Annotated in this window: 21 protein-coding genes and 1 tRNA gene; 5 read left to right on the top strand and 17 right to left on the bottom strand. The window is 65.4% G+C overall.

The genetic code is table 11. The features are described from left to right. Nucleotides 1-28: 28 nt before the first annotated feature. A complete protein-coding gene (msrB, locus tag TZ00_RS10815) occupies nt 29-517 on the top strand; it encodes a peptide-methionine (R)-S-oxide reductase MsrB (RefSeq protein ID WP_044441672.1) in 489 nt (162 codons plus the stop codon). Then, nucleotides 514-1,032 (top strand): peptide-methionine (S)-S-oxide reductase MsrA, encoded by a 519-nt coding sequence (msrA, locus tag TZ00_RS10820; RefSeq protein WP_044441675.1) that lies wholly within the window; start codon nt 514-516, stop codon nt 1,030-1,032. Before msrB ends, msrA begins: the two co-directional genes overlap by 4 nt. Before the next feature lie 31 nt (nt 1,033-1,063). On the opposite strand, the gene TZ00_RS10825 is transcribed toward msrA, so the two are convergent. The 7 genes from TZ00_RS10825 to pgi form a co-directional block, all read right to left on the bottom strand. After that, a complete protein-coding gene (locus TZ00_RS10825; protein WP_084606053.1) occupies nt 1,064-1,774 on the bottom strand; it encodes a TMEM175 family protein in 711 nt (236 codons plus the stop codon). Continuing rightward, the gene (locus TZ00_RS10830; RefSeq protein WP_044441677.1) at nt 1,768-2,097 is read right to left on the bottom strand and encodes a hypothetical protein; all 330 of its coding nucleotides are present in this window, start codon (nt 2,095-2,097) and stop codon (nt 1,768-1,770) included. The genes TZ00_RS10825 and TZ00_RS10830 overlap by 7 nt, the downstream gene beginning before the upstream one ends. Nucleotides 2,098-2,171: 74 nt before the next feature. After that, nucleotides 2,172-2,810, bottom strand: coding sequence for a DnaJ family domain-containing protein (locus tag TZ00_RS10835; RefSeq protein WP_044441678.1), 639 nt, complete (start codon nt 2,808-2,810; stop codon nt 2,172-2,174). A 19-nt stretch (nt 2,811-2,829) separates the two neighbouring features. Beyond that, nucleotides 2,830-3,342, bottom strand: coding sequence for a hypothetical protein (locus TZ00_RS10840; protein WP_044441679.1), 513 nt, complete (start codon nt 3,340-3,342; stop codon nt 2,830-2,832). Between the two features lie 5 nt (nt 3,343-3,347). After that, complete coding sequence (locus tag TZ00_RS10845; protein ID WP_044441680.1) at nt 3,348-3,836, bottom strand: glutathione peroxidase; 489 nt, start codon at nt 3,834-3,836, stop codon at nt 3,348-3,350. Nucleotides 3,837-3,856: 20 nt separating this feature from the next. After that, the gene (locus TZ00_RS10850) at nt 3,857-4,486 is read right to left on the bottom strand and encodes a dihydrofolate reductase family protein (RefSeq protein WP_044441682.1); all 630 of its coding nucleotides are present in this window, start codon (nt 4,484-4,486) and stop codon (nt 3,857-3,859) included. 30 nt (nt 4,487-4,516) lie between these two features. Beyond that, nucleotides 4,517-6,244, bottom strand: coding sequence for a glucose-6-phosphate isomerase (pgi, locus tag TZ00_RS10855; RefSeq protein ID WP_044441683.1), 1,728 nt, complete (start codon nt 6,242-6,244; stop codon nt 4,517-4,519). Nucleotides 6,245-6,470: 226 nt separating this feature from the next. On the opposite strand from pgi, the gene TZ00_RS10860 reads away from it, so the two are divergent. Continuing rightward, complete coding sequence (locus TZ00_RS10860) at nt 6,471-7,004, top strand: RNA polymerase sigma factor (protein ID WP_044441685.1); 534 nt, start codon at nt 6,471-6,473, stop codon at nt 7,002-7,004. A 17-nt stretch (nt 7,005-7,021) separates the two neighbouring features. Here TZ00_RS10860 and TZ00_RS10865 read toward each other — a convergent pair whose 3' ends face one another. Both TZ00_RS10865 and TZ00_RS10870 read right to left on the bottom strand, forming a co-directional pair. Continuing rightward, entirely contained in the window at nt 7,022-8,119 is a 1,098-nt protein-coding gene (locus TZ00_RS10865) for a Gfo/Idh/MocA family protein (protein ID WP_044441687.1), read from the bottom strand. Continuing rightward, a complete protein-coding gene (locus TZ00_RS10870) occupies nt 8,104-8,820 on the bottom strand; it encodes a ThuA domain-containing protein (RefSeq protein ID WP_044441689.1) in 717 nt (238 codons plus the stop codon). The genes TZ00_RS10865 and TZ00_RS10870 overlap by 16 nt, the downstream gene beginning before the upstream one ends. Nucleotides 8,821-9,003: 183 nt before the next feature. On the opposite strand from TZ00_RS10870, the gene TZ00_RS10875 reads away from it, so the two are divergent. Next, nucleotides 9,004-10,047, top strand: a complete 1,044-nt coding sequence (locus TZ00_RS10875) for a LacI family DNA-binding transcriptional regulator (protein WP_084606055.1) — start codon at nt 9,004-9,006, stop codon at nt 10,045-10,047. 13 nt (nt 10,048-10,060) lie between these two features. Here the strand turns inward: TZ00_RS10875 and TZ00_RS10880 are convergent, their stop codons facing one another. The 7 genes from TZ00_RS10880 to TZ00_RS10910 form a co-directional block, all read right to left on the bottom strand. Continuing rightward, complete coding sequence (locus TZ00_RS10880) at nt 10,061-11,776, bottom strand: amylo-alpha-1,6-glucosidase (RefSeq protein WP_044441693.1); 1,716 nt, start codon at nt 11,774-11,776, stop codon at nt 10,061-10,063. Nucleotides 11,777-11,851: 75 nt separating this feature from the next. Further along, entirely contained in the window at nt 11,852-14,527 is a 2,676-nt protein-coding gene (locus TZ00_RS19315) for a LamG-like jellyroll fold domain-containing protein (RefSeq protein ID WP_084606056.1), read from the bottom strand. 70 nt (nt 14,528-14,597) lie between these two features. Beyond that, complete coding sequence (locus TZ00_RS10890) at nt 14,598-16,523, bottom strand: glycoside hydrolase family 127 protein (protein ID WP_238579660.1); 1,926 nt, start codon at nt 16,521-16,523, stop codon at nt 14,598-14,600. Between the two features lie 3 nt (nt 16,524-16,526). After that, a complete protein-coding gene (locus TZ00_RS10895; protein WP_044441695.1) occupies nt 16,527-17,345 on the bottom strand; it encodes a carbohydrate ABC transporter permease in 819 nt (272 codons plus the stop codon). Beyond that, entirely contained in the window at nt 17,342-18,310 is a 969-nt protein-coding gene (locus tag TZ00_RS10900; protein WP_044441950.1) for a carbohydrate ABC transporter permease, read from the bottom strand. The genes TZ00_RS10895 and TZ00_RS10900 overlap by 4 nt, the downstream gene beginning before the upstream one ends. Nucleotides 18,311-18,368: 58 nt before the next feature. Beyond that, nucleotides 18,369-19,628 carry a sugar ABC transporter substrate-binding protein gene (locus tag TZ00_RS10905; RefSeq protein ID WP_044441952.1) on the bottom strand — a complete coding sequence of 420 codons (1,260 nt, stop codon included), beginning with the start codon at nt 19,626-19,628 and terminating at the stop codon, nt 18,369-18,371. A gap of 47 nt (nt 19,629-19,675) precedes the next feature. Then, nucleotides 19,676-20,698, bottom strand: a complete 1,023-nt coding sequence (locus TZ00_RS10910) for a LacI family DNA-binding transcriptional regulator (protein WP_044441696.1) — start codon at nt 20,696-20,698, stop codon at nt 19,676-19,678. 160 nt (nt 20,699-20,858) lie between these two features. Here TZ00_RS10910 and TZ00_RS10915 point away from each other — a divergent pair. Next, nucleotides 20,859-20,943: transfer RNA gene (locus TZ00_RS10915), tRNA-Ser, on the top strand. 79 nt (nt 20,944-21,022) lie between these two features. On the opposite strand, the gene TZ00_RS10920 is transcribed toward TZ00_RS10915, so the two are convergent. Beyond that, a complete protein-coding gene (locus tag TZ00_RS10920; RefSeq protein WP_044441698.1) occupies nt 21,023-21,676 on the bottom strand; it encodes an SDR family oxidoreductase in 654 nt (217 codons plus the stop codon). Between the last annotated feature and the right edge of the window lie 37 nt (nt 21,677-21,713).

Consider the following 21,713-nt stretch of genomic DNA (forward strand, 5'->3'; position numbering starts at 1 on the left):
CCAGCCGCGCACATACGAGGAGACAACAGTGTCAGCTCAGTACAAGAAGACTCCCGAGGCGATCGCCCGCCTCACCCGGCAGCAGCGCCGTGTAACGCAAGACGATGCAACGGAGCCCGCCTTCCAGAACGAGTTCTGGGACAAGAAAGACGCCGGCCTGTATGTCGACGTGGTGTCGGGGGAGCCGCTGTTCGCTTCGACCGACAAGTACGACAGCCGGTCGGGCTGGCCCAGCTTCACCGTTCCGATCGACCCCGCGAACATCGTGGTTAAGACCGACAAGGCCTTCGGTATGGTGCGCACGGAGGTGCGCTCGGCCCATGGCGACAGTCACCTCGGCCACGTCTTCGATGACGGCCCGGTCGAGGCCGGGGGACTGCGCTATTGCATCAACTCCGCGTCGTTGCGTTTCGTCGCAGAGGCAGACCTCGAAAAGGAGGGCTACGGTGATTACCGCAGCCTGTTCATAACATCCACAAGCACCGCATCCACGAGCACCGAGGAGATCTCACGATGACCACGACCACTGAAACCGCCATTCTGGCCGGCGGATGCTTCTGGGGCGTCCAGGACCTGATCCGAAAGCGCCCGGGAGTCATTTCGACCCGCACCGGATACTCCGGAGGCGACACCCCGAACGCGACCTATCGCAACCATGGCTCGCATGCCGAGGCACTCGAGATCGTGTTCGATCCCTCGCAGATCAGCTACCGAGACCTGCTCGAGTTCTTCTTCCAGATTCACGACCCGTCGACCAAGAACCGGCAGGGAAATGATGTGGGAGAGAGCTACCGCTCGGCCATCTTCTACACATCCGACGAGCAGAAGCAGGTCGCGCTCGACACGATCGCCGATGTCGACGCATCCGGTCTCTGGCCCGCGAAGGTCGTCACCGAGGTCGAGCCGGCAGGCGACTTCTGGGAGGCCGAGGAGGAGCATCAGGACTACCTGGAGAAGTACCCCAACGGTTACACGTGCCACTACGTGCGGCCCGGATGGAAGCTTCCCCGCAGGGAGCAGTCGGTCGCCTAACGACTGATTCTCGGCAGATTCCTCGCCGGGTTCATCGCGTCTTTCGTGGTGAGCCCGGCTTTTCTGTTCTGCGACGCAGCGCTTTCGTGACCAGTCCGTCGACGGCGAGAAGCAGAAGAGCCCAAGGCCCGATCGCGGGCACGAGCACGGCGATCACCAGGGCGACGGTCAGCGCGATGGCCGCGACGACGCCACCGGTCAGTCGCGCCGTACCCCTGCTCTCGGGAGTCTGCAGAGAAGGGGTGCGCGTGACGTGCCACTGCATCGTCAAAGCGGCCAGACACGTGACGAGCATGTTGCCGATGTAGAGGCCGGTTGTGGCCGGATCACTGCTGTCCGACGTGCCGATCAGGCCGGTCGTGAAGGGCAGCAGAACGATTGACGCCATCCATACCGCGTTCGCCCAGAACAGAGGCGAATCGAATGTCACGAGGTTTCTCATGATGTCGTGGTGATTGAGCCAGAAGCGGCAGATCACCAGAAACCCGAGGAGCAACAGCAGAATCTGGCCGCCGCTTTCAGCGAAGATCTCGCCGAGAGTCGGTGTGCCCCCTCGAGTGGCGTTCTCCGCGAGCGGCAGCACAAGCAGCGTCGCTGCGATCGCGACGACCGCGTCACTGAACGTGACGAGGCGAGCGAGGTCGCCGCGCGTCTGCTCAGCCAGGGCGATGCCCCGTCTCGAGAGCGGTGCTGGGCGGTTCGAACGACATGACCAGAACTGTAGCGCGGGTGAGGTCAGTATTCGAGTTCGAAGTCTGGGTAGACGGTGGCGTCGTCAGAAATCGCGGTGATGGGTCGGTGCAGTGACGCGATGCGGTTGCGCAGTTCGCTGACCGTCGACAGATCGTCGAGCCCAGCGGCAGTCTGCGTTGCGGGCGTGCAGAAGATCTGTGTCGTCGGACCGAGCAAGATATTCGATTCGTCGATCTGGCCATTCACGAGGATCGGTACGGTGATGAGGTCAGACCTCCCGACGCGCGCCAATGCCAGGGCGTAGTCGAATACCGCCGTGCAGACCTCGCGGCCGACGACAAGGGTTCCGCCTCCATAGTGAAGCTCTCTCATTCGACTACTCTCGTTCGCCGGTTGCCTCGGGTGCAATGGGGTTGCACGCTGTGCTGCCCATGGCTATGGTCAGCCTAAATCGTTTCAGATGGTGTGATCTGTGAAGGTTCCGGATGGCCCGAGTCCGAGCGGCGCGCACGGCGGCGCTCGCGCCATCCCATGGCCCTGTAAGTCGCCTCCTCACGCTCCCGCGCCTTCGAATATTGCCGGTGCCGCGCATCCCGTCGCTCGCGCCAGCGCTCGACCTCGGCGTCGACGTCGCGCGGGGCCGTGACCACGGGCGGCCCGCCCTGCAACTGCCGACGCGCCTCGATGATGCGCGCGTTGAAGTCGCTCAGCATGCTTCGAACCGCGTCCTCCGACGGAGCGGCGTCGAGCCTCTCGTCGAGCTGCGAGTCCTCCGTGCGCAGCGTGAGGGCGGGCGGGCCGAGCCCGGTGAGGCGCTCGCGCTCGATCTTCTGCCTGATCCACCAGTTCGGGTCGTAAGCATTCTGCAAGCCGGTCAACGGCTTTCCTGCGCCCGGGAGATCGTCGAAATCGCCCCGTCGCATGGCTTGCTGGATCGAGATCTCGACGATCTGCGCGCGCTGCTCCATGGTCGGTTGGCCTGAGTCGACCGCGTCGTCGTCGCGCTCGCTCTCGGGAGTCAGTTTGTCGACCTGGTATCGGGCGACGCTCAGTCGCGAGTCACGAGGTTCCGTGGGACCGCCCATGTATCAAGCTTACGAGCGGTCAGCCGTGCGCCAGCAGTTCGAGACCCACCACTGCTGCGCCGACGGCGAACTCCGCTCCCAGTACGATCAGCCGCTGCCACCAGGCGAGTGTGACCCGGCGCACGGCGAGGAAGCCGATAGCGATCAGCGAGACCGTGAGCGCGATGGTGGATGCGCGAAGGGCCGTATCGACGCTCCAGCGATCGAGAGCGGCGAACCCGATGAAGATGAGAGGGAGCACGACCGTGGCAAAGGCCCCGAAGCTCACCGCGGCCATGCGCCGGATCTCCGCCGCCGTCGGCACGGTCGCGTGCACCGCCAGGTGCGAGACGACGTCGGCCACGAAGACCGCCAGCAGAGTGCCGATCACCGTGATGCTCAGGGTCGATGCCGCCTCGCCGGCGCTCAGCTGCTCTGCGGAATGCGACTGCATGGCCAGCACGACCGCGAGGCTCGTGAAGGTGACATAGACGCGTTCCTTCAGCGCCTCGGCGCGATGCTCCGGGGCGATGGTCGATGGATCGTTCCGCACCGCCGCTACTGCGACGGGGTGGGCAGCGACGATTCGATCAGTCCGATGATGGCGGGGTCATCGGGCTCCGTGCGCGGGCTGAAGCGGTGCACCGCGCCGTCCGGGGTCACGACGAACTTCTCGAAGTTCCAGCTGATGCGGCCCTTCTTGCCGTCGACGTCGGGCGTCTTGGTGAGCTCCTTGTAGAGCGGGTGCGCGTTGCGGCCGTTTACTCTGATCTTCTCGAAGATCGGGAAGGTGACTCCCCAGGTCATCGAGCAGTACTCCTGGATCGCCTCGTCGGTGGAGAGCTCCTGAAGGAACTGATTGCTGGGGAAGCCGAGCACCGTGAAGCCCTTGTCTCCGTAGGTCTTCTGCAGTGTTTCGAGCTTCTCGTACTGCGGTGCGAGGCCGCAGCGGCTGGCGACGTTGACGATCAGCCTGACGCCGTCGTAGGCGCCGAGGGTGGTCTCTTCACCGGTCGTGGTGGTGATGGGAATGTCATCGAGGTTCATGATCTCAGCCTACGACTCCTTCAGGTCATGTCGCCGGTCGTGGGCACCTCACCCGTCGGCCCGTACCGGAGGAGGAGCGTTCCGTCGTCGGAGATCGTCGACGACGAGAGGGGCTCGAGCCTCATGGCCGGTCCGTCGGCTGGGAAGAGACGCTTGCCCGCGCCGAGCACGATCGGATAGACCCACAGGTTCAGCTGGTCGAAAAGCCCTTCTGCCACGAGGGTCCGTGCGAAATCGATGCTGCCGATCACGTGGATCTCGCGATGCCGCCCACGCAGCGTCTCGATCTCGGACGAAAGGTCGGGCCCGAGCAGGTGGGAGTCTCGCCACGAAAGGGACGGTGCCCCGCGCGAGGCCACGTACTTCGGGATGGCATCGAACGCGGCCGCGATCTCGTTCTCGACCCCGCCGTCGCCGGCGAGCTGGTTCGGCCAGTACGCGGCGAAGATGTCGTAGGTGCGCCGGCCCAGCAGAAGCGCATCCATACGCCGGATGCCCTCGAACACCTGCATGCCCACGGCCTCGTCGTTCATCGGCGCCTGCCACCCGCCGAAGCTGAATCCGCCGGACGGGTCTTCTTCGGGCCCGCCCGGGGCCTGCATCACTCCATCGAGCGTGCTGAAGAGATCGATCTCGATGCGACCGGCCATGGTCGTTCCTCCCTTGTTTCTAGCTGAGCATCACTTGCGCAGCTCCAGGTACTTCGCGATGAGCGACTTGCTCGACGAGTCCTGGGTCTCGAGGGCAGCCGCGTCGCCGGCCACCGCGGGCGTGATCTGCAGGGCCAGCTGCTTGCCGAGCTCGACACCCCACTGGTCGAACGAGTCGATTCCCCAGATGGTGCCCTCGACGAAAACGATGTGCTCGTAGAGGGCGATGAGCTGGCCCACGACGCTCGGCGTGAGGGCGGGCGCGAGGATCGAGGTCGTCGGCTTGTTTCCGGCGAACTCGCGCGCGGGAACGACGGACTCCTTCGTGCCCTCCGCACGCACCTCGTCGGCTGTCTTGCCGAAGGCGAGCGCCTTCGTCTGCGCGAAGAAATTGGCCATGAACAGCGTGTGCACATCTTGCCCGGGCTCGACGCCCGCACCATCGCCGGTCGCGTCTTTCAATGGATGCGCGGGGTTGGCGACCGCGATGAAATCGGCGGGAATGAGGCGCGTGCCCTGGTGGATGAGCTGATAGAACGCGTGCTGGCCGTTGGTGCCCGGCTCGCCCCAGAAGATCTCGCCGGTGTCGGTGGTGACAGGCGACCCGTCCCAGCGAACGCTCTTGCCGTTCGATTCCATGGTGAGCTGCTGCAGGTAGGCGGCGAAGCGGTGCAGGTACTGCGCATAGGGCAGCACGGCGTGGCTCTGGGCGCCGAGGAAGTTCGTGTACCAGACGTTGAGCAGGCCCATGAGTACGGGCACATTGGAGTCGAGTGGAGCGGTGCGCATGTGCTCGTCGACAGCGTGGAATCCGGCAAGGAACTCGCGCCAGTTCTCGGGGCCGATAGCGATCACAACGGAGGTGCCGATGGCCGAGTCGACCGAGTATCGGCCGCCCACCCAGTCCCAGAATCCGAAGGCGTTCTCCGGGTCGATACCGAAAGCCTCGACCTTGTCGAGGGCGGTCGAGACGGCCACGAAGTGCTTGGCGACGGCGCCCGTGCGAGCCTCGTCGGAGTCGTCGAGCACGCCGGCGGCGCTCAGCTCGGCCCACAGCCACTCGCGTGCGAGTCGGGCGTTCGTGAGCGTCTCGAGGGTGCCGAAGGTCTTGGAGGCGACGATGAAGAGCGTGGTCTCCGGGTCGAGGCCGACCGTCTTCTCGTAGACATCGTTGGGGTCGATGTTCGACACGAATCGAGCCTCGATGCCCTGCTGCACGTAGGGCTTCAGCGCCTCGTAGACCATGACGGGGCCGAGGTCGGAGCCGCCGATGCCGATGTTGACCACGGTCTCGATGCGCTTGCCGGTGACTCCGGTCCACTCGCCCGAGCGCACCTTGTCGGCGAATGCGTACACCTTGTCGAGGGTGGCGTGCACGTCTGCATCGACGTCCTGCCCGTCTACGATGAAGCCTTTCGGCGGTACGAGGCCTTCGCCGTCTTTGGGGCGGCGGAGGGCCGTGTGTAGAACGGCGCGGTCTTCGGTGACGTTGATGTGGTCGCCGGCGATCATGGCTGCGTAGCGACCCGAGACGTCGACGTCTTTCGCCAACTGCAGGAGGTTGGCCAGGATCTCCTCGGTGACGAGTCCCTTGGACAGGTCGACGGTGAGGTCTGCCGCTTGAAAGGTGTAGCGTTCGGCGCGGTCGGCGTCATCCGCGAACCATCCTCGAAGATCGGGCGAGAAACCGTCGGCGATCGCAGCGAGATTTTTCCAGGCGTCGGTGGTCGTGGGATCGACGGGAGCGGATTCGGTCAAGGGGTTCTCCGTAAGTGCCGGTGGCGCGCAGCCCGCGACTCTCGCGGCGATGCGAGGCGAGCCATCGACAAGCCTATTCCTGTGCAGGCGCCCTCGCGACGCCTGTCTCCAGCCCGCACTTCGCGCCGGTCAAGAACCCCTCGCATTGGGGGTAACGATGCGGCAATCCTGGCCAACGGCGAATCCGAACAATGCGTACACATATTGTTCGACACCTGGAGTCCGCATGCTCGCCACGATCCCTGCCCACCGCATCCAGACTTCAGATGACAAGGCGTTCGCGCAGCTCGTGCAGCGACACTCGGCGATGCTCCGCTTGGTTGCCCACCGCACGCTGGGTGGGAATGCAGATGTCGACGACGTTGTGCAAGAAGCGTTTCTCGCGGCGTGGACGCACGCGGAAAGCGTCGTCGAAGGCGAAACGATCGCCGGCTGGCTCGTGACAACCGTGCGCCGGCGCAGTTATGACCGGCTTCGTTCCTCGACATCACGACGACGGGCCGACCTCGACGACGAGATGCTCTCGTTCGACCATGACGATCCGGCAATCATGGCCCACTGCCAGTCCCTCGCATCCGAAGCCAGGCGCGTTCTCGAGTCGATGCCCTATCTGCAGCGTCGGTGCTGGGAACTCCGACAACTCGATCATCTGAGCTACACCGCGATCGCCAGCGAGTTGATGATTCCTCCCTCGACCGTGCGCGGGCTGCTGGTGCGCGCCCGTGCCAGGCTGGCTCGAGACCTGGCGGACTGGCGATGACGAATCGGTGCCGTGTCCTAGACCTGTTCCGTGACCCCGCGCAGCGGCAGGAGCCCGGGCCGCTCCACCGTGCTGGCGATTGCGATGGTCTCGCGTTGAGCGCTGGAGATCTGAATGGCATCCATGATCTCGAGCACGTGAAGCGCGAGTCGGCCTGAAGCGCGGTGGGGCAGGTCGTGCCGTATCGCTTCCGCGAGGTCGGCGAGGCCGATGCCCCGACCCGTGGACATATAGCCGGCGGAGTCAGGCAGTGACTCCCACTCGCGGGTCTCGCTGCGTGCGAGCTCCACTGGTTCGGAGAACTGGTTCGGATCCGGAACGGCGAGAGTGCCGGCCGTGCCGTAGACCTCGAACAGAGGCGAACGGGTCTTCCAGATCTCGAAGCTCACGGTAACGGTAGAGGAGACGCCGTCGGCGTGCTCCAGCAGTGCGGTGACGTGCGTGTCGACCGAGACGGGGATCTCGGTGCCCGCCGACGCGCCTGACCCGACCGTGCGCATCCGGTTCGAGCGGCTTGTGAGGCCGGTGACGCGCACCACGGGGCCGAAGAAGTGAACGAGGGAGGTGAGATAGTAAGGGCCCATATCGAGCAAGGGCCCTCCGCCCTCCTGGTAGTAGAAGGCGGGAGCCGGATGCCAGGCCTCGTGACCGGGTGACGACCAGAAGACCTGTGCGGCGATCGGGTCGCCGATCAGCCCCGAATCGATGGCGCGGCGGGCGGTCTGAACGCCCGTGCCGAGGACCGTGTCGGGCGCACTGCCGAATCTCAGGCCGAGCTCTTCGGCGAGCTCGATCATGGGCGTGGCCTCTGCCGCGTTCAGTCCGAGAGGTTTCTCGGCGAAGACGTGCTTGCCCGCGAGGAGGGCGCGGGTGCCGATCTCGACGTGGGCGACCGGAATGGTGAGGTTCAACACGGCATCGACGTCGGGATCGCTGAGAAGTTCGTCGACGGTCAGCGCGCGCACGCCGTGCTGCTCGGCGACCTTCTGAGCGCGAGCCGAATCGAGGTCGGCGACGGCGACCAGTCGGAGCTGGGGAAACGTCGGAAGGTTCGCGAGATACTGCTCGCTGATCTTCCCGACGCCGATGATGCCGACGGTCAGCGGGATGCCCACAGGAGTCCCCTTTCGATGATGGTCTTGACATTGGGGTTCTGGAGGATCTCGACCCGGTGGCCGGGGGTCGAGACGAAGATGCGCCCCTTGCCCCAGGTCCTGGTCCAGATGGCGGGCGAGGTGACAGGCCGATTCCAGGGATCCCACTCCCGCACAGCCTGTGTGGTGGTTGCCAAGACGTCGTTGTAGTCGTCGTGCAGCACCCAGTACTGCTCTGTCACCAGCTCGAAGTCACTGATTCCTCGGGTGATGGGGTGATCAGCCGCGGCTTCGGTCATCTCGATCGTGTACGGAACGTAGTTGTCGGATTGCTCGCCCGTGCGCTCGCTCGGGTGTTTGCCGGGGTGCGAGGCGAACTGGCCGCCGACCATCTGGAGGTAGTCGGAGTTGTTGCGGTACGAGTCCGCGATTCCGCCGTGCCAGCCTGCGAAGCCTGTGCCCGCCTCGACCGCGGCGCTCAACCCGGCGAATTCTGCGGCCTCGATCGACGACATGGTGTTGGACTGCACGATGAGGTCGACGCTCGATAGATAGGACGCGTCGGCGTAGATGGCCGGAGACTCCTCGACGCGCACCTCGAAGCCGCTTGCGGCGAGGAATGGCAGGAACAGTTCGGTGGCCTCGACGGGCTGGTGGCCGTCCCACCCTCCGCGTACCACGAGTGCTTTCTTCGGGGGAGTGGCCTGGTGGGTGTCAGTCATTGTCATCCTTGAGGTGCTGAGTCTGCTGCGTCATCGCATCGAAAAAAATTGCGCAAAAATGCAGACGTTGATGTGGGATGGTAGCTATTCTCGCTCAGTCACTACCCGCTAACAAGGGGACAGTTGCGGTAGTTTGACGGCGAAAGCAATCATAAGTTGCGCAACTTATGTAGCATCGGAGGCATGTCACCATCGACAGAACCTCGAAGCGCGCCCACGATGGCGCAGATCGCCGACCGGGCCGGCACCAGCGTGCCCACCGTATCGAAAGTGCTGAACGGCGGAACGGATGTCTCGGAGGCGATGCGCCACCGTGTCATGGAGGCCGCTCAGGAACTCGGTTATCGGAGGAAGGCTCGCGCCCGCGTCGGCGCTGACCACCGGCCCGTGGCGCCGCTCGTCGACGTTGTCGTGAAGCACATGGAGGGAAGCTGGATCAGCCGGGTTCTGGAGGGGGTCGAGGCAGAGGCGGCCCGCTACGGCGTCGATCTTGCGCTGACCGTGGCCCGTTCCGACGAGAACTGGATTCGCCGCCTTCTCAGACGGCCATCGATTGGAGCGATCATCGTTCTCGTCGACACGAGCGCTGCCCAGCTGAACGTTCTGACGTCGGGTGCAATCCCGGTCGTGGTCATCGACCCGATCAGTCGACCCCCGGCGGACGTCGCCAGCATCGGCGCGACCAACTGGGACGGCGGACGCCTGGCCGCGGAGCATCTGCTCGATCTGGGCCACAGCAGAATCGGAATCATCGGAGGTCGGCGAACGGAGCTGTCGAGCAGCGCGCGGATCGATGGCTTCGTCACGGCACTTCGCGGAGCGGGGGTCGCCGTTCCCCCGAACTGGCTCGCCTACTGCGACTGGGACCGAGAGCGGGCGCACCGGGCCGCAACAGCGATGCTCTCGTCGCAGGCGGCCAGGCCCTCGGCGATCTTCGCCTGCTCCGACTTCATGGCGCTGGGCGCCTACGACGCCGCCCGTGACGCCTCTCTGTCGATACCAGCCGAGTTGAGCGTGGTCGGCTTCGACGACATTCAGGAGTCGGCGTGGGCGACTCCGCCGATGACGACCGTGCAGCAGCCGATCGTCGAGATGGGTGCGGCGGCATTTCGGATGCTGTATCAGGCCGATCGCACGGAGTCGCCTCTGTCGACGGGCGGCTCGGCGACCCGGATGGAGCTGGAGACGCGATTGATCACGCGCCTGTCTACCCGGAGTCCCGCCTAGCGCCCGCTCGGGCTCACCTCGTCGACTCGCGCTCTTCGGCCTCGCGGGCGAAGGTCAGGTAGCAGCTCGCCGTCCAGGTGTACGCGCGGTCGCGCAGTCCCTCTCCTGTCAGAGCGTCGAAGTTCTCGGCGAAGCCCGACCGCTCACACAGGCGACGGAAACGTTCGCTGATCAGATCGGCGAGTTCGGCCTGGCCGGCCCGGCGCAGGCCGTCTTCGATGATCGCTGTCGAGGGTGCCCAGATAGGCCCGCGCCAGTAGCCGTCCGCCTCGTACTCCTCGCTGTCGGTCAGTTGAGTGGCAGGGCCGAATTCGGTGACGTGTTCGGAGATCCGTGCCGACAATGTCTCGATGGTGCCGGCGGGCAAGTGCGAGGCCGCCACGATCGGCAGCTTGTTGAGGAGTGAACTCGTCTTGCTTTCGCGGCCGCTCAGAGGCGCCTTCGCCACGAATGCGTCGCCGTTCCAGAGGTCGAGCAGGGCGCTCCGTACGGCATCCGCCTCGCTGTTCCAGGAGGCCGCTTCGCTGTGACGATCCAGCTCGGCTGCCAGCTCGGCAAGTACCTCGAGCTGCACCAGGAGGAACGCCGCGAGGTCGGGAGCCTCGATCACGCGGTCGTGGTCGAACGTCGTCGAGTTGTCCCACCCGCTGTCGTTGCCGTGTTGGTAGTGCGGCAGCACATGGCCTGTCACTCGTCTACGGTCGAGCCAGAACCGTGTCCAGCGCACCAGCGAGTCGTATACGTCGGTGAGGGTCTGCCGCTCGAGAGGAGCCTCGAGGGTGCTGCGGAGTTTGCGGAACGCCCACCCATGGATCGGCGGCTTCACGAAGTTGTAGAGCACCTCGGAGTGGGTGACGGAGTCGGGAAGCGCGCCGCTCGCGTCTTGAAAATCGAAGACGATCTGGAACTGGTCGAGCGCTTCCTGGGGCAGGCCGGGGGCGAGCGCCAGAGCGTTGAAGCAGTGATCCCAGCTCCAGACCTTGTCCATCCAGTGCTTCGACATAAAGATCGACTCTCGTTCGAGAAAGCCGCTCGGCGAGACGGTCGCAGACCACAGCACGTAACAGGCCGCAGAGACGCCCGGTGTGCGCTCGCTGCGCCACGACGCGATGCTCTCGACGTAGTGATCGAATTCCGCCGCGACGGCAGCTGCGGCGTCGTCGAAGGTGCCGGTCGCGCGGTAGGGCGCGCGGGCCGCGTCGAACTCCTCGATGGCGATCTCCCACTCCGCGCCGCTCGCGGTCACCGAACGCTCGCCGGCGCCCAGGGCCTCCGAGCCGACGATGGCGAGGGATCCCGAGATTGCCGTGATGCGGTAGCGCCGGCCCGTCTCGTATGAGGTGAAGACGGCCGCGCCGTCGATCGGATCGGTGTAGAGGTAGGTGCCGGTGAATGGGGTCAGTTCGGGTGTCGCATCGGCGATTCTCAGCTCAGCAGAGCGTCCGCGCACCCGCAGCACGCTGTCGTTCTCGAAGACCGCCTCGATCTCGCCCTCCGATGTCGACCAGCGCAGGGTCGTGGGCGTCGCATCCACAACCGCCTCGACGGGCGCGCCGTTCTGCAGCGGCTCGAAGACGAAGATGGCGTGCATGCCGGTCTTGTGCGAGACCAGGTGCAGCTTCTCGCGCACGGTGTGCAGCGCCACCACAGGTGAGATGTCGAGCCACGATCCTCGCCGGCTGAAGGGGATCTCGCGGATGTCGAACGATGTTGCCGAGGGCGCTGTCACGGGGGTGTTCTCCTAGAAGTGGATGCCTCGGGTTGCGCTCCGCAGACAAGCGAAGCGCAACCCGAGGCGGGTGGGTCAAGCGTGGGTGGCTTTGGCCTTCTGGCGCAGTACCAGTGCACCGGCTCCCGCCATCATGAGGCCGAGCAGAGCGATGAAGCTCCAGTCGGCACCGGTCGCCGCTAGCGTGCCCGCCGCCTCTGTGGTGCCCGCCCCGCCAGTGGGTGCGCCCGGTCCCTGGGGAGTCGTTCCAGATCCTCCAGGCTCGCCTGGGCCGGTTCCTGGGTCGACCTCTACGGGGGCCAGCGTCCAGAAGTGGTCGGCGGTCTGAGCATCTGTCGACGTCGTCGTGGCGTTTGTGCCACTGCCCGCGCTGTCGCCGTTCACGACCTTTCCATTCCGAGCCGCGCCCGACGAGTCCGGAACGTCGGCGCCGGTGTTCTCGTCGAAACTGTACTTCACCACGTTGCCTGTGCCGGCGACGCCGGTGCTGAGGTTGAGAACCTCGTCGGCGCTGAGGGCGCGGTCATAGATGTTGAAGTCGTCGAGCAGACCGTTGAAGGGCGGGTCGGAGGAATACTGCGACTTGCCCAGGTAGTTCTGCGTGCTCTGCCCGAAGTCCGACGGGTGCACCGTCATGTTGTTGTTGGTGGCCACGAGGTTGCTGCCCACATAGAGCTTGCCCGTCGTGCCCGACAGAGTGACCGTCACCAGAGACCATTGGTTCAGCGGCAGGCTTCCCGAACTGCTCACGAGTCGCTGCTCGCCGCCCGCCCCGCCGGTCGTGATGACGAAGCGAACCTTCGAGCCGTCGTTGACCGTCAGGAACATGCTCTTCTGGCTGCCCGTGCCGATGTCGAACACACGCTGCCACGTGCCGCTGGAAGCAGGGTTCACCCAGGTCGAGACGCTGAAGTCTCCGGTCAGACTGCTGACCGCGCCCGTGGGGAGCGCGACATAGGCGTTCGTGCCGCAGAAGTTCACCGCGTTGCCGAGCTTGCCTGGCTGACGGGGGCCAGCTGCAGTGCAGTCCGACGACGGGTTGCCGTCGAGCCACTGCACCACCTGAGCGCCGTCATCCTTGCTCATTCCGGCGACGGCGAGAACTCGGCCGGTGGCGTAGTTGCCAAAGCGATACGCGCCCTTTCCGTCTGGAATCGCCTGCCAGAGCTGGTCGTCACTTCCGGTGTCGGAGGCGACCACGACCTTCGTGTTGTTGTTCGTGTCGACGGTCTGCATGCCGAGCACGAGCCCGCTGGTCGCGTTGACGATTTTGTAAAGGCCCGACCCTGCCGCGACCAGATTCCACGTCTGGTTGGGCGTTGCCGCCGGCGTGCGCTGGGCGGCCAGTGTGCCCGCCTGAGGGTCTGCGTCAGCGGTGTCCAGGGCGAGTCCGCTGTTCACGTTCGTCATCGTGTATGCACCGGCGAGGTCGGCGGCTTCGCCGGCCGGCGTCACGACGATGTGGTACCCGTAGGCGGGGTTCATCGTGATCGGCACGGTGATCGATCCATCGTCGCCGACGGTGTAGGTGGTGTTCGAGATGGTGACGGGACCGTCGACGGCGACCGTGCGCCCATAGCTCGGCGTGTACTCGAGCTTCACGTTCACGCTTCCGCTTGCTCCGACGGCGAGCTTGTCGAGCCCGTCGACGGTGATCGCGGTCGCGCCGCTGTTGCCGCCGGTGATGACCTCGACCTGGTTCTTGTCGCTCGTGACCGAGGCCGCGGCGTCGAAGTTGTTGTTCGCCGGGGGAGTCGTCGTGACCATGTCGCCGGACATGTCGGCGTACCAGGTGTACATCCAGTAGGCGCCGTTCGGAACGCCGTCGCGTCCGGTGAGCAGATCGCCGAGGGTGCCTGACTGGTTCCAGAACGGCAGCTCGGCGTCGTGGATGCCGAGCCTCTCGAACTTGGCGACGTAGCCGATCAGCGATCCGGGGATGCCCGCCTCGGCGGGGGCCGCGTACTCCTCAATGGAGATCGGCCGCTCGGCGATGCCGAGGTCGCTCAGAATTCCGCTGATCGTCTTCATGTCGTCGACGATCTTCGACGAGCGGATGAGCTCGTGCCAGGCCAGGATGTCGGGCACGGTATTGGTCGCCTTGGCCACCGTGAAGAACTGCCGCGCCTCGGAGATGTTGTCGGAATAGCTCGGACCCTGAATCGGAGTGGTCGGGTCGAGGCTGCGGATGAGGTTGTAGGTGTGCACCCAGAAGTCCTCGAACGAGCCGTTCTTCGCGGCATCCCAGGTGCCGGTCGACTCGTTCCACGGTGCCCAGGCCGCCAGGTTCGTCATGCCCGACGCCTTGGCCTGCTTCACCTGGTCGGTGACCACCTGATCCCAGGTGTCCCAGTCGAACTGGTAAGGCCAGCCGGCGTAGTAGTCGGAGAGACGGATCACGACGTTCGCTCCGTGGTCTGCCGCGACCTTCCAGGTGTCGCCGACGTCTCCCGTGGGCTGCTGCTTGCCTCCGAATGGCTTCTGGATGAAGGTGTGCGGCTTGATCGCGGAGATCAAGTCGCTCGACGGCGAGTCGGCATCGGCCAGGCCGTACAGACTTCCCGAGGCCATATGGGTGACCGGCCTGAAGGTCTGGTCGGCGTTGACGGTCAGCGTGTTGGCCGCGTTGGGTGCGGCCTGAGCCGCCGGTGCCGCGATGGCGGCTCCCGCGATCGCCACCGTGGCGGCAGCGAGAAGCGACGCGGCTCTGAGGCCACGTTTTCTTCGTGTCGGTAAGGGTGTGATGCCCATGTGGTCATGCTCCTTTGCGTGATGGTGCGTTGCTGGATGGCGGGGCGATTGTGGGCCGTGCCGGCGTTTGTCAGCCGGCTACGGGAATGAAGATGCGCATGGTGGCCGGGCCGCGCTCCGCCCATCGGTGGTAGGGCACGAGAGTGAACTCGACCGGCACCGACTCGGTAGTGAGCGGCCTGGCCGCGCTGAACGGAAGGGGGCCCGAACTGGATGTCGCCGCGACGATGACGCCACCGGCGCGTGCGCCGTCGGCGTGGGCATACGGCGCGAGATCGGCGTCGAGCCGCACGTTGTCGACACGCACGTACGACGGCAAATCTGTCGATTCCAGGCAGAGAACGAGAGGTCCTCGCTCCACGGCGACCGTGCCGCGCACGGCATCGATGCGGTCATCGGGCCAGGTGAAGCGCGGAGTGAGGGGCAGCTCGAGGACTATCTCGTCGCCGGGTTCGAACCTGCGCCGGATGTCCGCCCAACCGGGCGCCACGTCGATTGCCTCGTCGAGGTTGACGCGCACGGTCGCAGAGCCGGCCCAGCCGGGGATACGCAGGCGAAGCCGGGACTCGGACTCGGGGGCGGCGAGAATCCGCACGAGCACGGTTCCCTCGTCGGGATAGCGGGTCTGCACGTGAAGTACGAAACCGCCGGCGCGGATCTCACCGGCCGCATACTGCAGCACCGCGATTCCCTCGTCGTCGACGGAGGCGACATAGGCGCCTAGCGACGCGATGGTGCGGGCCACGTTGGTGGGGCAGCACGAGACATCGAACCACGGTGCCCGCACGCCGCCCTCCGCCCTGTTGTTGACTCCGTCGCTCGCACTCGCGCCGGGCTCCCGCTGGTGCAGTGGATTGGCGTAGAAGAACGATCTGCCGTCCTCGCTCGGCGAGGTGGCCACCACGTTGAACAGGGTCCGCTCGATGAGATCCGGGTAACGGGCCTCGCCCGTCGCCAGGTACAACCGCCAGGCGAGCATGATCGAAGCGACGCCGGCGCAGGTCTCGCAGTAGGCGCGATCGGACGGCAGCTCCCAGTCGTCGCCGAAGCCCTCATCCTGATGCCTGGAGCCCATGCCCCCGGTCAGGTAGGTGCGGCGGGCGACCGTGTTGCGCCACTGTGTGGTGACTGCATCGGCCAGTTCCTCATCGTGCGTCTCTACGGCCACATCGAAGGCACCGGCCGAGAGGTAGAGTGCCCGCACAGCGTGACCGCGAAGCACGGATGCCTCTCGCACAGGGACATCGTCCTGGAAGTACTCTGCCGACAGCAGTGGCCGCACCGGCAGCGTGCCACGTCCGCGGCGCTCGACGAAGAGACGCGCTTGCTCGAGATAGCGACGCTCGCCGAATGCGCGCCCCGCCTCGACGAGCGCCACCTCGATTTCGGGATGACCGCAGACAGCATCGAAACCGCCCGCCCCGAATTCCTTACAGACCTGATCGGCCGCGCGTCGCGCGATCTGCACGAGTCGATCGTCGTGCCCGGTGCGGTGCCGCGCGACAGCGGCCTGCAGCAGATGGCCCGTGTTGTACAGTTCATGGCCCATCGCCATGTCCGAATAACGCGGCGGCAGGCCCGGATGCCCGTGGGCCGTGTTCAGATAGCCGTCGTCGTCTTGGGCCGCTCCCACCCGATCGACCAGCGAGTCGAATGCCGCCGCCAGCGACGCGTCGGGGCTGCGGCCGAGTTCCCACGCCATAGCCTCCAGCAGCTTGTAGATCTCCGAATCGGAGAACTGCCACCCGGGCCGCGTCACGGTGGCCTCGCCGCGGGCGACACGATCGAAGTTCTCGATCCATCCCAGGCGTTCCATCCACTCGAGGCAGTGTTGCAGGGTGGCTCCGGCGTTGACGGCCTGACGGATTCCCCAGAAGCCGGCGGGGTCGAGACGTACGTCGGAGACCCCGAGGCCGTGGTGGGTCGACGTGGCGGGGGCCACCGGACCGGTGGCCGGTCGGATCTTCTCGTGCGTGGGCGCAGCAAACAGAGTCACGGGTCAGTCCTTCACTGCACCGGCGGTGACGCCGGCGGCAACGTAGCGCTGAGCGACGACGAGCAGGATGGCCGCCGGGATAGAGGCAACGACGGCGGTGGCCATGATGGCGTTCCACTGAGTCGTGTTGTTGCCGATGTACGAATAGATGCCGAGCGTCACCGGCTTCAGCGCCGAGTTGCGGGCGAGGGTCGACGCGAAGACGAAGTCTGACCAAGCCCACAGGAAGGCGAAGAGCGCGACCGTGATCGCGGAGTTTCGGCTCAGCGGCATAACGACCGAGGTGAAGGTGCGCCACGCATTCGCGCCGTCTATACGGGCCGCCTGCAGCAATTCACGCGGCAGGCCACTCATAAAGGCGGTGAACAGCAGCACGCCGAAGGGAACCGCGACCGTCGAGTCGGCGAGGATGAGTCCCCAGACGCTGTTGAGCATGCCCAGCCGCACGTAGATCGCGTAGAAGCCCATGGCCATGACGACACCGGGGATCATCTGCGCAACCAGCAGCACGAAGTTGAGGGTGCGGCCGCCTCGCAGATTCAGCAGCGAGATCGCATACGCGGCAGGCGCCGCGATGACCACCGTCAGCGCGACGGTACCCAGGCCGATGAGCAGGCTTGTACCGAGATTCGGCAGTTGCTGCCGCAGCACCTCGGCGTAGCCCTCGAGGGTCGGATCGGTCGGGAAGAGGTGCGGAGGGCTGAGCCTGAGGTCCTCGGTCTTCGTGAATGACACGTTGAGCATCCAGTAGACAGGGAACAGCATCAGGGCGGTGAAGACGACTCCGAGGATCGTCTTCCACCAGGGTCGGCGGGCGGTCATGATTGCTCCTGACGTCGCTGCATTCTCAGGTAGATGAACCCGAAGATCAGCGCGATGACGATGAGGATGTTGCCGACGGCGGCAGCGGGGGAGAGGTCGGGCTGGCCGGTGCCGAAGGCTTCCCGGTACGACCAGATCGCGAGCGTGGTGGTGGAGTTAGCAGGGCCTCCGCTGGTCATGATCCAGATGATGTCGACGACCTTCAGCGTGTAGACCAGGCCGAGAAGCAACGTGATCGCAGAGACCGGACGAAGCAGCGGAAAAGTGATGCTCCAGAACTGGCGCCAGGGGCCGGCACCATCGAGCGCCGCCGCCTCATAGAGATCGGGCGAGATGTTCTGCAGACCTGAGTAGAGGATGACGAGGTTGAAGGGGATGCCCAGCCAGATGTTGGCGATGATCACGGCGATCATCGATGTGTCGGGCGACGTGAGCCAGTTGATCTGGCCGATGCCGAAGGCTTGAAGAAATGAGTTGACAATGCCGTTGTCGCTGTTCAGCATCCAGGCCCAAGCCGAGCCCGAGACGATCAGCGGCAGCAGCCACGGCACCAGGAACAGGGCCCTGAGGATTCCGCTCAGACGAAAGTTGCTGCGAAAGAAGACGGCCAGCGCGAGGCCGAGCACGTACTGGAAGATGAGCGAACCGAAGACGAAGACCACTGTGTTCCAGGCGGCCTGCCCGAACAGGGGCGACGAGATCACGTCGATGTAGTTCTTCAGACCGACGAACTCGGCGTTGCCCTGAACGAAGGCACGCACGTTGTAGTCATGGATGCTGAGGTCGATACTGCGGATCAGCGGGTACGCGTAGAACGCGAGCAGGTAGACCAGCAACGGAGCTGCGAAAGCTGCCGCGACCCATCGAGAGCCGCCCAGCCCGCCGCCCTTGGGTCGCCTGGGGCGCGGAGCGCCCGGCTTGGGGTCGGGTGCCGGCAGTACAGCCGGCGCCGCGGAGATCGTCATCATCTGTCCTTCGTCAGGGGTTCCGGGGGCGGGCGTTTCGCCCACCCCCGGCTACGGATTACTTGCCGGCTGTCGCCGAGGCGGCGGCCTTCTGGGCAGCCGCCAGCGCATCCTGGGGAGAGGAGGCACCCGAGAGCGCGCTCTGCACCGCGGTCCACAGCTGCTCGGAGATCAGCGGGTAGTTCGTGCCCAGGTTGTCGCTGGTGCGACCCTTTGCAGCCTTCACTGCCGACACCCAGGTCTTGAGATCCGGGTGCTGCTCGAGCAACTGGTCCTGGCCGTCACTTGTCGGCGGAATGTAGTACGCGAAGGTGTTGGCCGTCTCGACGAAGCCCTCGGGAGTCGTCATGCAGTCGATGATCTTCTTTGTGGTCTCGTAGCGTGCGGTGTCCTTCTGCACCGGGGCGGTGATGAACTCGCCACCGGTCGGGGCCGGCGCTACGCCGGAGTCGACTGCCGGGAGCTGGATAACTCCCGTCTTGAATGACTGCTTGGCCGCGCTGTCGACCTGCCAGGTGCCGTTCTCCGAGAAGGCGAAGTCGCCCGTGAGGAACTCCTCCCAGCTGGTGTTCTGCGAGTTGCCGATCACCGACTGCGGTGCGTAGCCCTTGTTGACCCAGTCCGTCCACAGCGTCAGCGCGCTGACGGCCTCGGGCGAATCGAGCTTGGTGAGGTCTGCGCCAGCGCCCCAGAACCAGGGAAGGAACTGGAAGGAACCCTCTTCGGTGTTGATGCCGGCGAAGGTGATGCCCTTCTTGCCTGCTGCGGTGACCTTGGAGAGTGCATCGGTCAGCGTCGCCCAGCTCGTGATGCTGGCGGGATCGACTCCGGCGGCAGCGAGGATGTCGGCGTTGTAGTACAGCGCGAGGGTGTTCGCGCCGACCGGCACTCCGTAGTCTTTGCCGTCGAGCTCTCCGGCAGCCAGCAGGTTGGCGTCGACCTTCGAGGTGTCGAGCCCGAGCTCGTCTGTGGTGGTCAGCATTCCGGTGTCGGCGAGCGTGGAGACGGCGGGGTTGTCGAGCAGGATCACGTCGGGCGACGTGCCTTCCTGCGCGGCGAGCAGGGCCTGATTCGTCAACGATGTCGTGTCGTAGGCGGTGCGCTGAATGGTGACTCCGGCATCCGTACCGCAGGCCTGAACCCGCTTCGCCCAGTCGGAACCCTCTTCGTGCTGGGGGTACGGATCCCACCAGGTGTAGGTGCCTCCGGCGGCGTCGGTCGACCCGGTGTCGCCCGAACTCGAACAGCCCGCGAGGGCTCCGAGTGCGACGACGGTAACCGCGATAGCGAGCGGCTTCCGTAGTTTGGTGCTCAACATGTGTTCCTCCTTGAACGTGTCCGGCATACCGGACCTCTTGGTGTTTCTCAGTGGCGGGTTGGCGGTACCGCGGTACTGCCGCGGTCATCGATCCGTGGGGTGATCAGATCGACGATCGGTGAAACCGCATCGGACGTGCTTTCGATGCGGGAGACGAGGCGTTCGACAGCGCGACGACCGAGTTCGTCGGCGGCGCTGTCGATTGCGGTGTAGGGAAGCGAGAACGTGCGGGCGAAATCATCTGAATAACGCCCGATTACCGAGATGTCTGCCGGAGCCGAGAGCCCCCGAGACCGCAGCACGCTCGGCAGTGCTGCCGCGGCGGCCTCATTGTTCAGCAGAAGGCCCGTGGCATTGGGGTGGGCATCGAGCAGTCGGGCGAGCTCCAAACCGATCTGGGGCTGGCTCGAGGGCGCGAAGTGGTGGTGCAGCTCGACTCCGAGTTCGCGAGCGCGATCCTGTGCCGCATTCGCGAGCCTCGACACGTAGGCGCCGCCGCGCTCCAACACGTGTTCGGGCTGGGAGACCAGAATCAAGTTGCGGTGGCCCAGCTCGTGCAGCGTCTCCACCATCAGACGGCCCGCGGCGACGAAGTCGAGGTCGAACACGTCGATGCCGCTCGGGTCGCCCGGCAACCCGACCAGGGAGCCGGGCTGAGCGGCCGCGCGGAGGATGCCGAGGCGGTCATCGTTCTCGGCGACGTTCAGCAGGATGAAGCCGTCGACCATTCTCGAGTCCGAGATGCGTCGGAGGGCCGATACGCCGTCTTCGTCTGTCAGCAGAAGCGTGTCGTAGCCGCGCTCGCGGGCGCGGTTGGTGACCCCGAGAATGTACTGAAGCATGGCGGGAGCGAACTCGTCTTCAAGAAAGCGGGCCAGCAGACCGATCACTTTCGTCTGCGATGTGGCCAGCGCTCTGGCGCCGGCGTTCGGCGTGTAGCCGAGGCTGAGAACCGCCTGCTCCACCTTTTCGCGAACCTCGGCGGAGATGGATCGCTTGCCCGAGAGCGCGTACGACGCGGTGCTGCGTGACACGCCCGCGACACGGGCCACGTCTCCGATTGTTGCCATGAGGTCTCCATTGACGATGTTTCGAACCGGTTCGATTCGAACCGGTTCGACGATAACAGAATCATCGGCGATCCCGCAAGGTCATTTTCGAGCGGGGCTCGTAGAGGGCGCGCGAGCACTGCGCTTGATCGGTTAGGATGTTCAGGTTCGTAAGAACAGAGGTGGCGTACTCAAGCGGCCGAAGAGGCACGCTTGGAAAGCGTGTATAGGGCAACCTATCGAGAGTTCGAATCTCTCCGCCACCGCCGAAACCCCTGATCGAAGCACCAGATGCCTCGGTCAGGGGTTTGTGCGTTTAGGGGGCTCCGCGGGGGAGTGATGGCGCTAGTAGCGCGCCATGGTGAGCGCCTCGGCAACGGGGTCGTCGCCCGCTACCGCTTCGAACTGCGCGTGCAGGCCGACGCCGTCGACGAGGCTGCAGAACACGAGAGCGGCGACGTCGGCGCGCGGGATCGAGCCACGACCGGTGCTCTCGGCGAGATGCACGAGGCCCGTTCCGGGTTCGTTGGTGAGGGCGCCCGGCCTGATGATTGTCCAGTCGAGGTCGCGCTGGCGTAGGGCAGAATCGGCCTCGCTCTTGGCCCGCAGGTACACCTGGAACACGTCGTCGGAGTCTGGCTCGAAGGAGTCGGCCGACATGGCCGAGATCATCACGTAACGCCGGATGCCGGCGATCAGGGCCGCGTCGGCCAGCAGCACGGCCGCATCCCGGTCGACCGTGAGCTTGCGAGCCGCCCCGGAATCAGGGCCGGCGCCGGCGGCGAACACCACGGCATCCACCCCGGCGAGATCCGCGGCGAGAGTCTCGACCGAGATCTGCTCGAGATCGAGAACGACGGGGATGCCGCCGGCGACGAGCAGATCGCTCGCCTGATCGGGGTTACGGATGAAGCCGACGGCCTCGTGGCCCGCGTCGCTGAGGAGTTTCTGGAGAATGAGGGCGATCTTGCCGTGACCACCGGCGATTGCAATACGCATGCATCAAGTACACCTCAGGTCGCGAGCGGCACACAAC

Source organism: Agreia bicolorata, assembly GCF_000938265.1.
Taxonomy (GTDB): Bacteria; Actinomycetota; Actinomycetes; order Actinomycetales; family Microbacteriaceae; genus Agreia; species Agreia bicolorata.

Coding starts and splice junctions, on each gene's coding strand:
- msrA (WP_044441675.1), top strand. CDS start 514: ATGACCACGACCACTGAAACCGCCATTCTGGCCGGCGGATGCTTCTGG.
- TZ00_RS10830 (WP_044441677.1), bottom strand. CDS start 2,097: ATGAGAGAGCTTCACTATGGAGGCGGAACCCTTGTCGTCGGCCGCGAG.
- TZ00_RS10835 (WP_044441678.1), bottom strand. CDS start 2,810: ATGGGCGGTCCCACGGAACCTCGTGACTCGCGACTGAGCGTCGCCCGA.
- TZ00_RS10845 (WP_044441680.1), bottom strand. CDS start 3,836: ATGAACCTCGATGACATTCCCATCACCACCACGACCGGTGAAGAGACC.
- TZ00_RS10850 (WP_044441682.1), bottom strand. CDS start 4,486: ATGGCCGGTCGCATCGAGATCGATCTCTTCAGCACGCTCGATGGAGTG.
- TZ00_RS10860 (WP_044441685.1), top strand. CDS start 6,471: ATGCTCGCCACGATCCCTGCCCACCGCATCCAGACTTCAGATGACAAG.
- TZ00_RS10870 (WP_044441689.1), bottom strand. CDS start 8,820: ATGACTGACACCCACCAGGCCACTCCCCCGAAGAAAGCACTCGTGGTA.
- TZ00_RS10875 (WP_084606055.1), top strand. CDS start 9,004: ATGTCACCATCGACAGAACCTCGAAGCGCGCCCACGATGGCGCAGATC.
- TZ00_RS19315 (WP_084606056.1), bottom strand. CDS start 14,527: ATGGGCATCACACCCTTACCGACACGAAGAAAACGTGGCCTCAGAGCC.
- TZ00_RS10895 (WP_044441695.1), bottom strand. CDS start 17,345: ATGACCGCCCGCCGACCCTGGTGGAAGACGATCCTCGGAGTCGTCTTC.
- TZ00_RS10900 (WP_044441950.1), bottom strand. CDS start 18,310: ATGACGATCTCCGCGGCGCCGGCTGTACTGCCGGCACCCGACCCCAAG.
- TZ00_RS10905 (WP_044441952.1), bottom strand. CDS start 19,628: ATGTTGAGCACCAAACTACGGAAGCCGCTCGCTATCGCGGTTACCGTC.
- TZ00_RS10910 (WP_044441696.1), bottom strand. CDS start 20,698: ATGGCAACAATCGGAGACGTGGCCCGTGTCGCGGGCGTGTCACGCAGC.
- TZ00_RS10920 (WP_044441698.1), bottom strand. CDS start 21,676: ATGCGTATTGCAATCGCCGGTGGTCACGGCAAGATCGCCCTCATTCTC.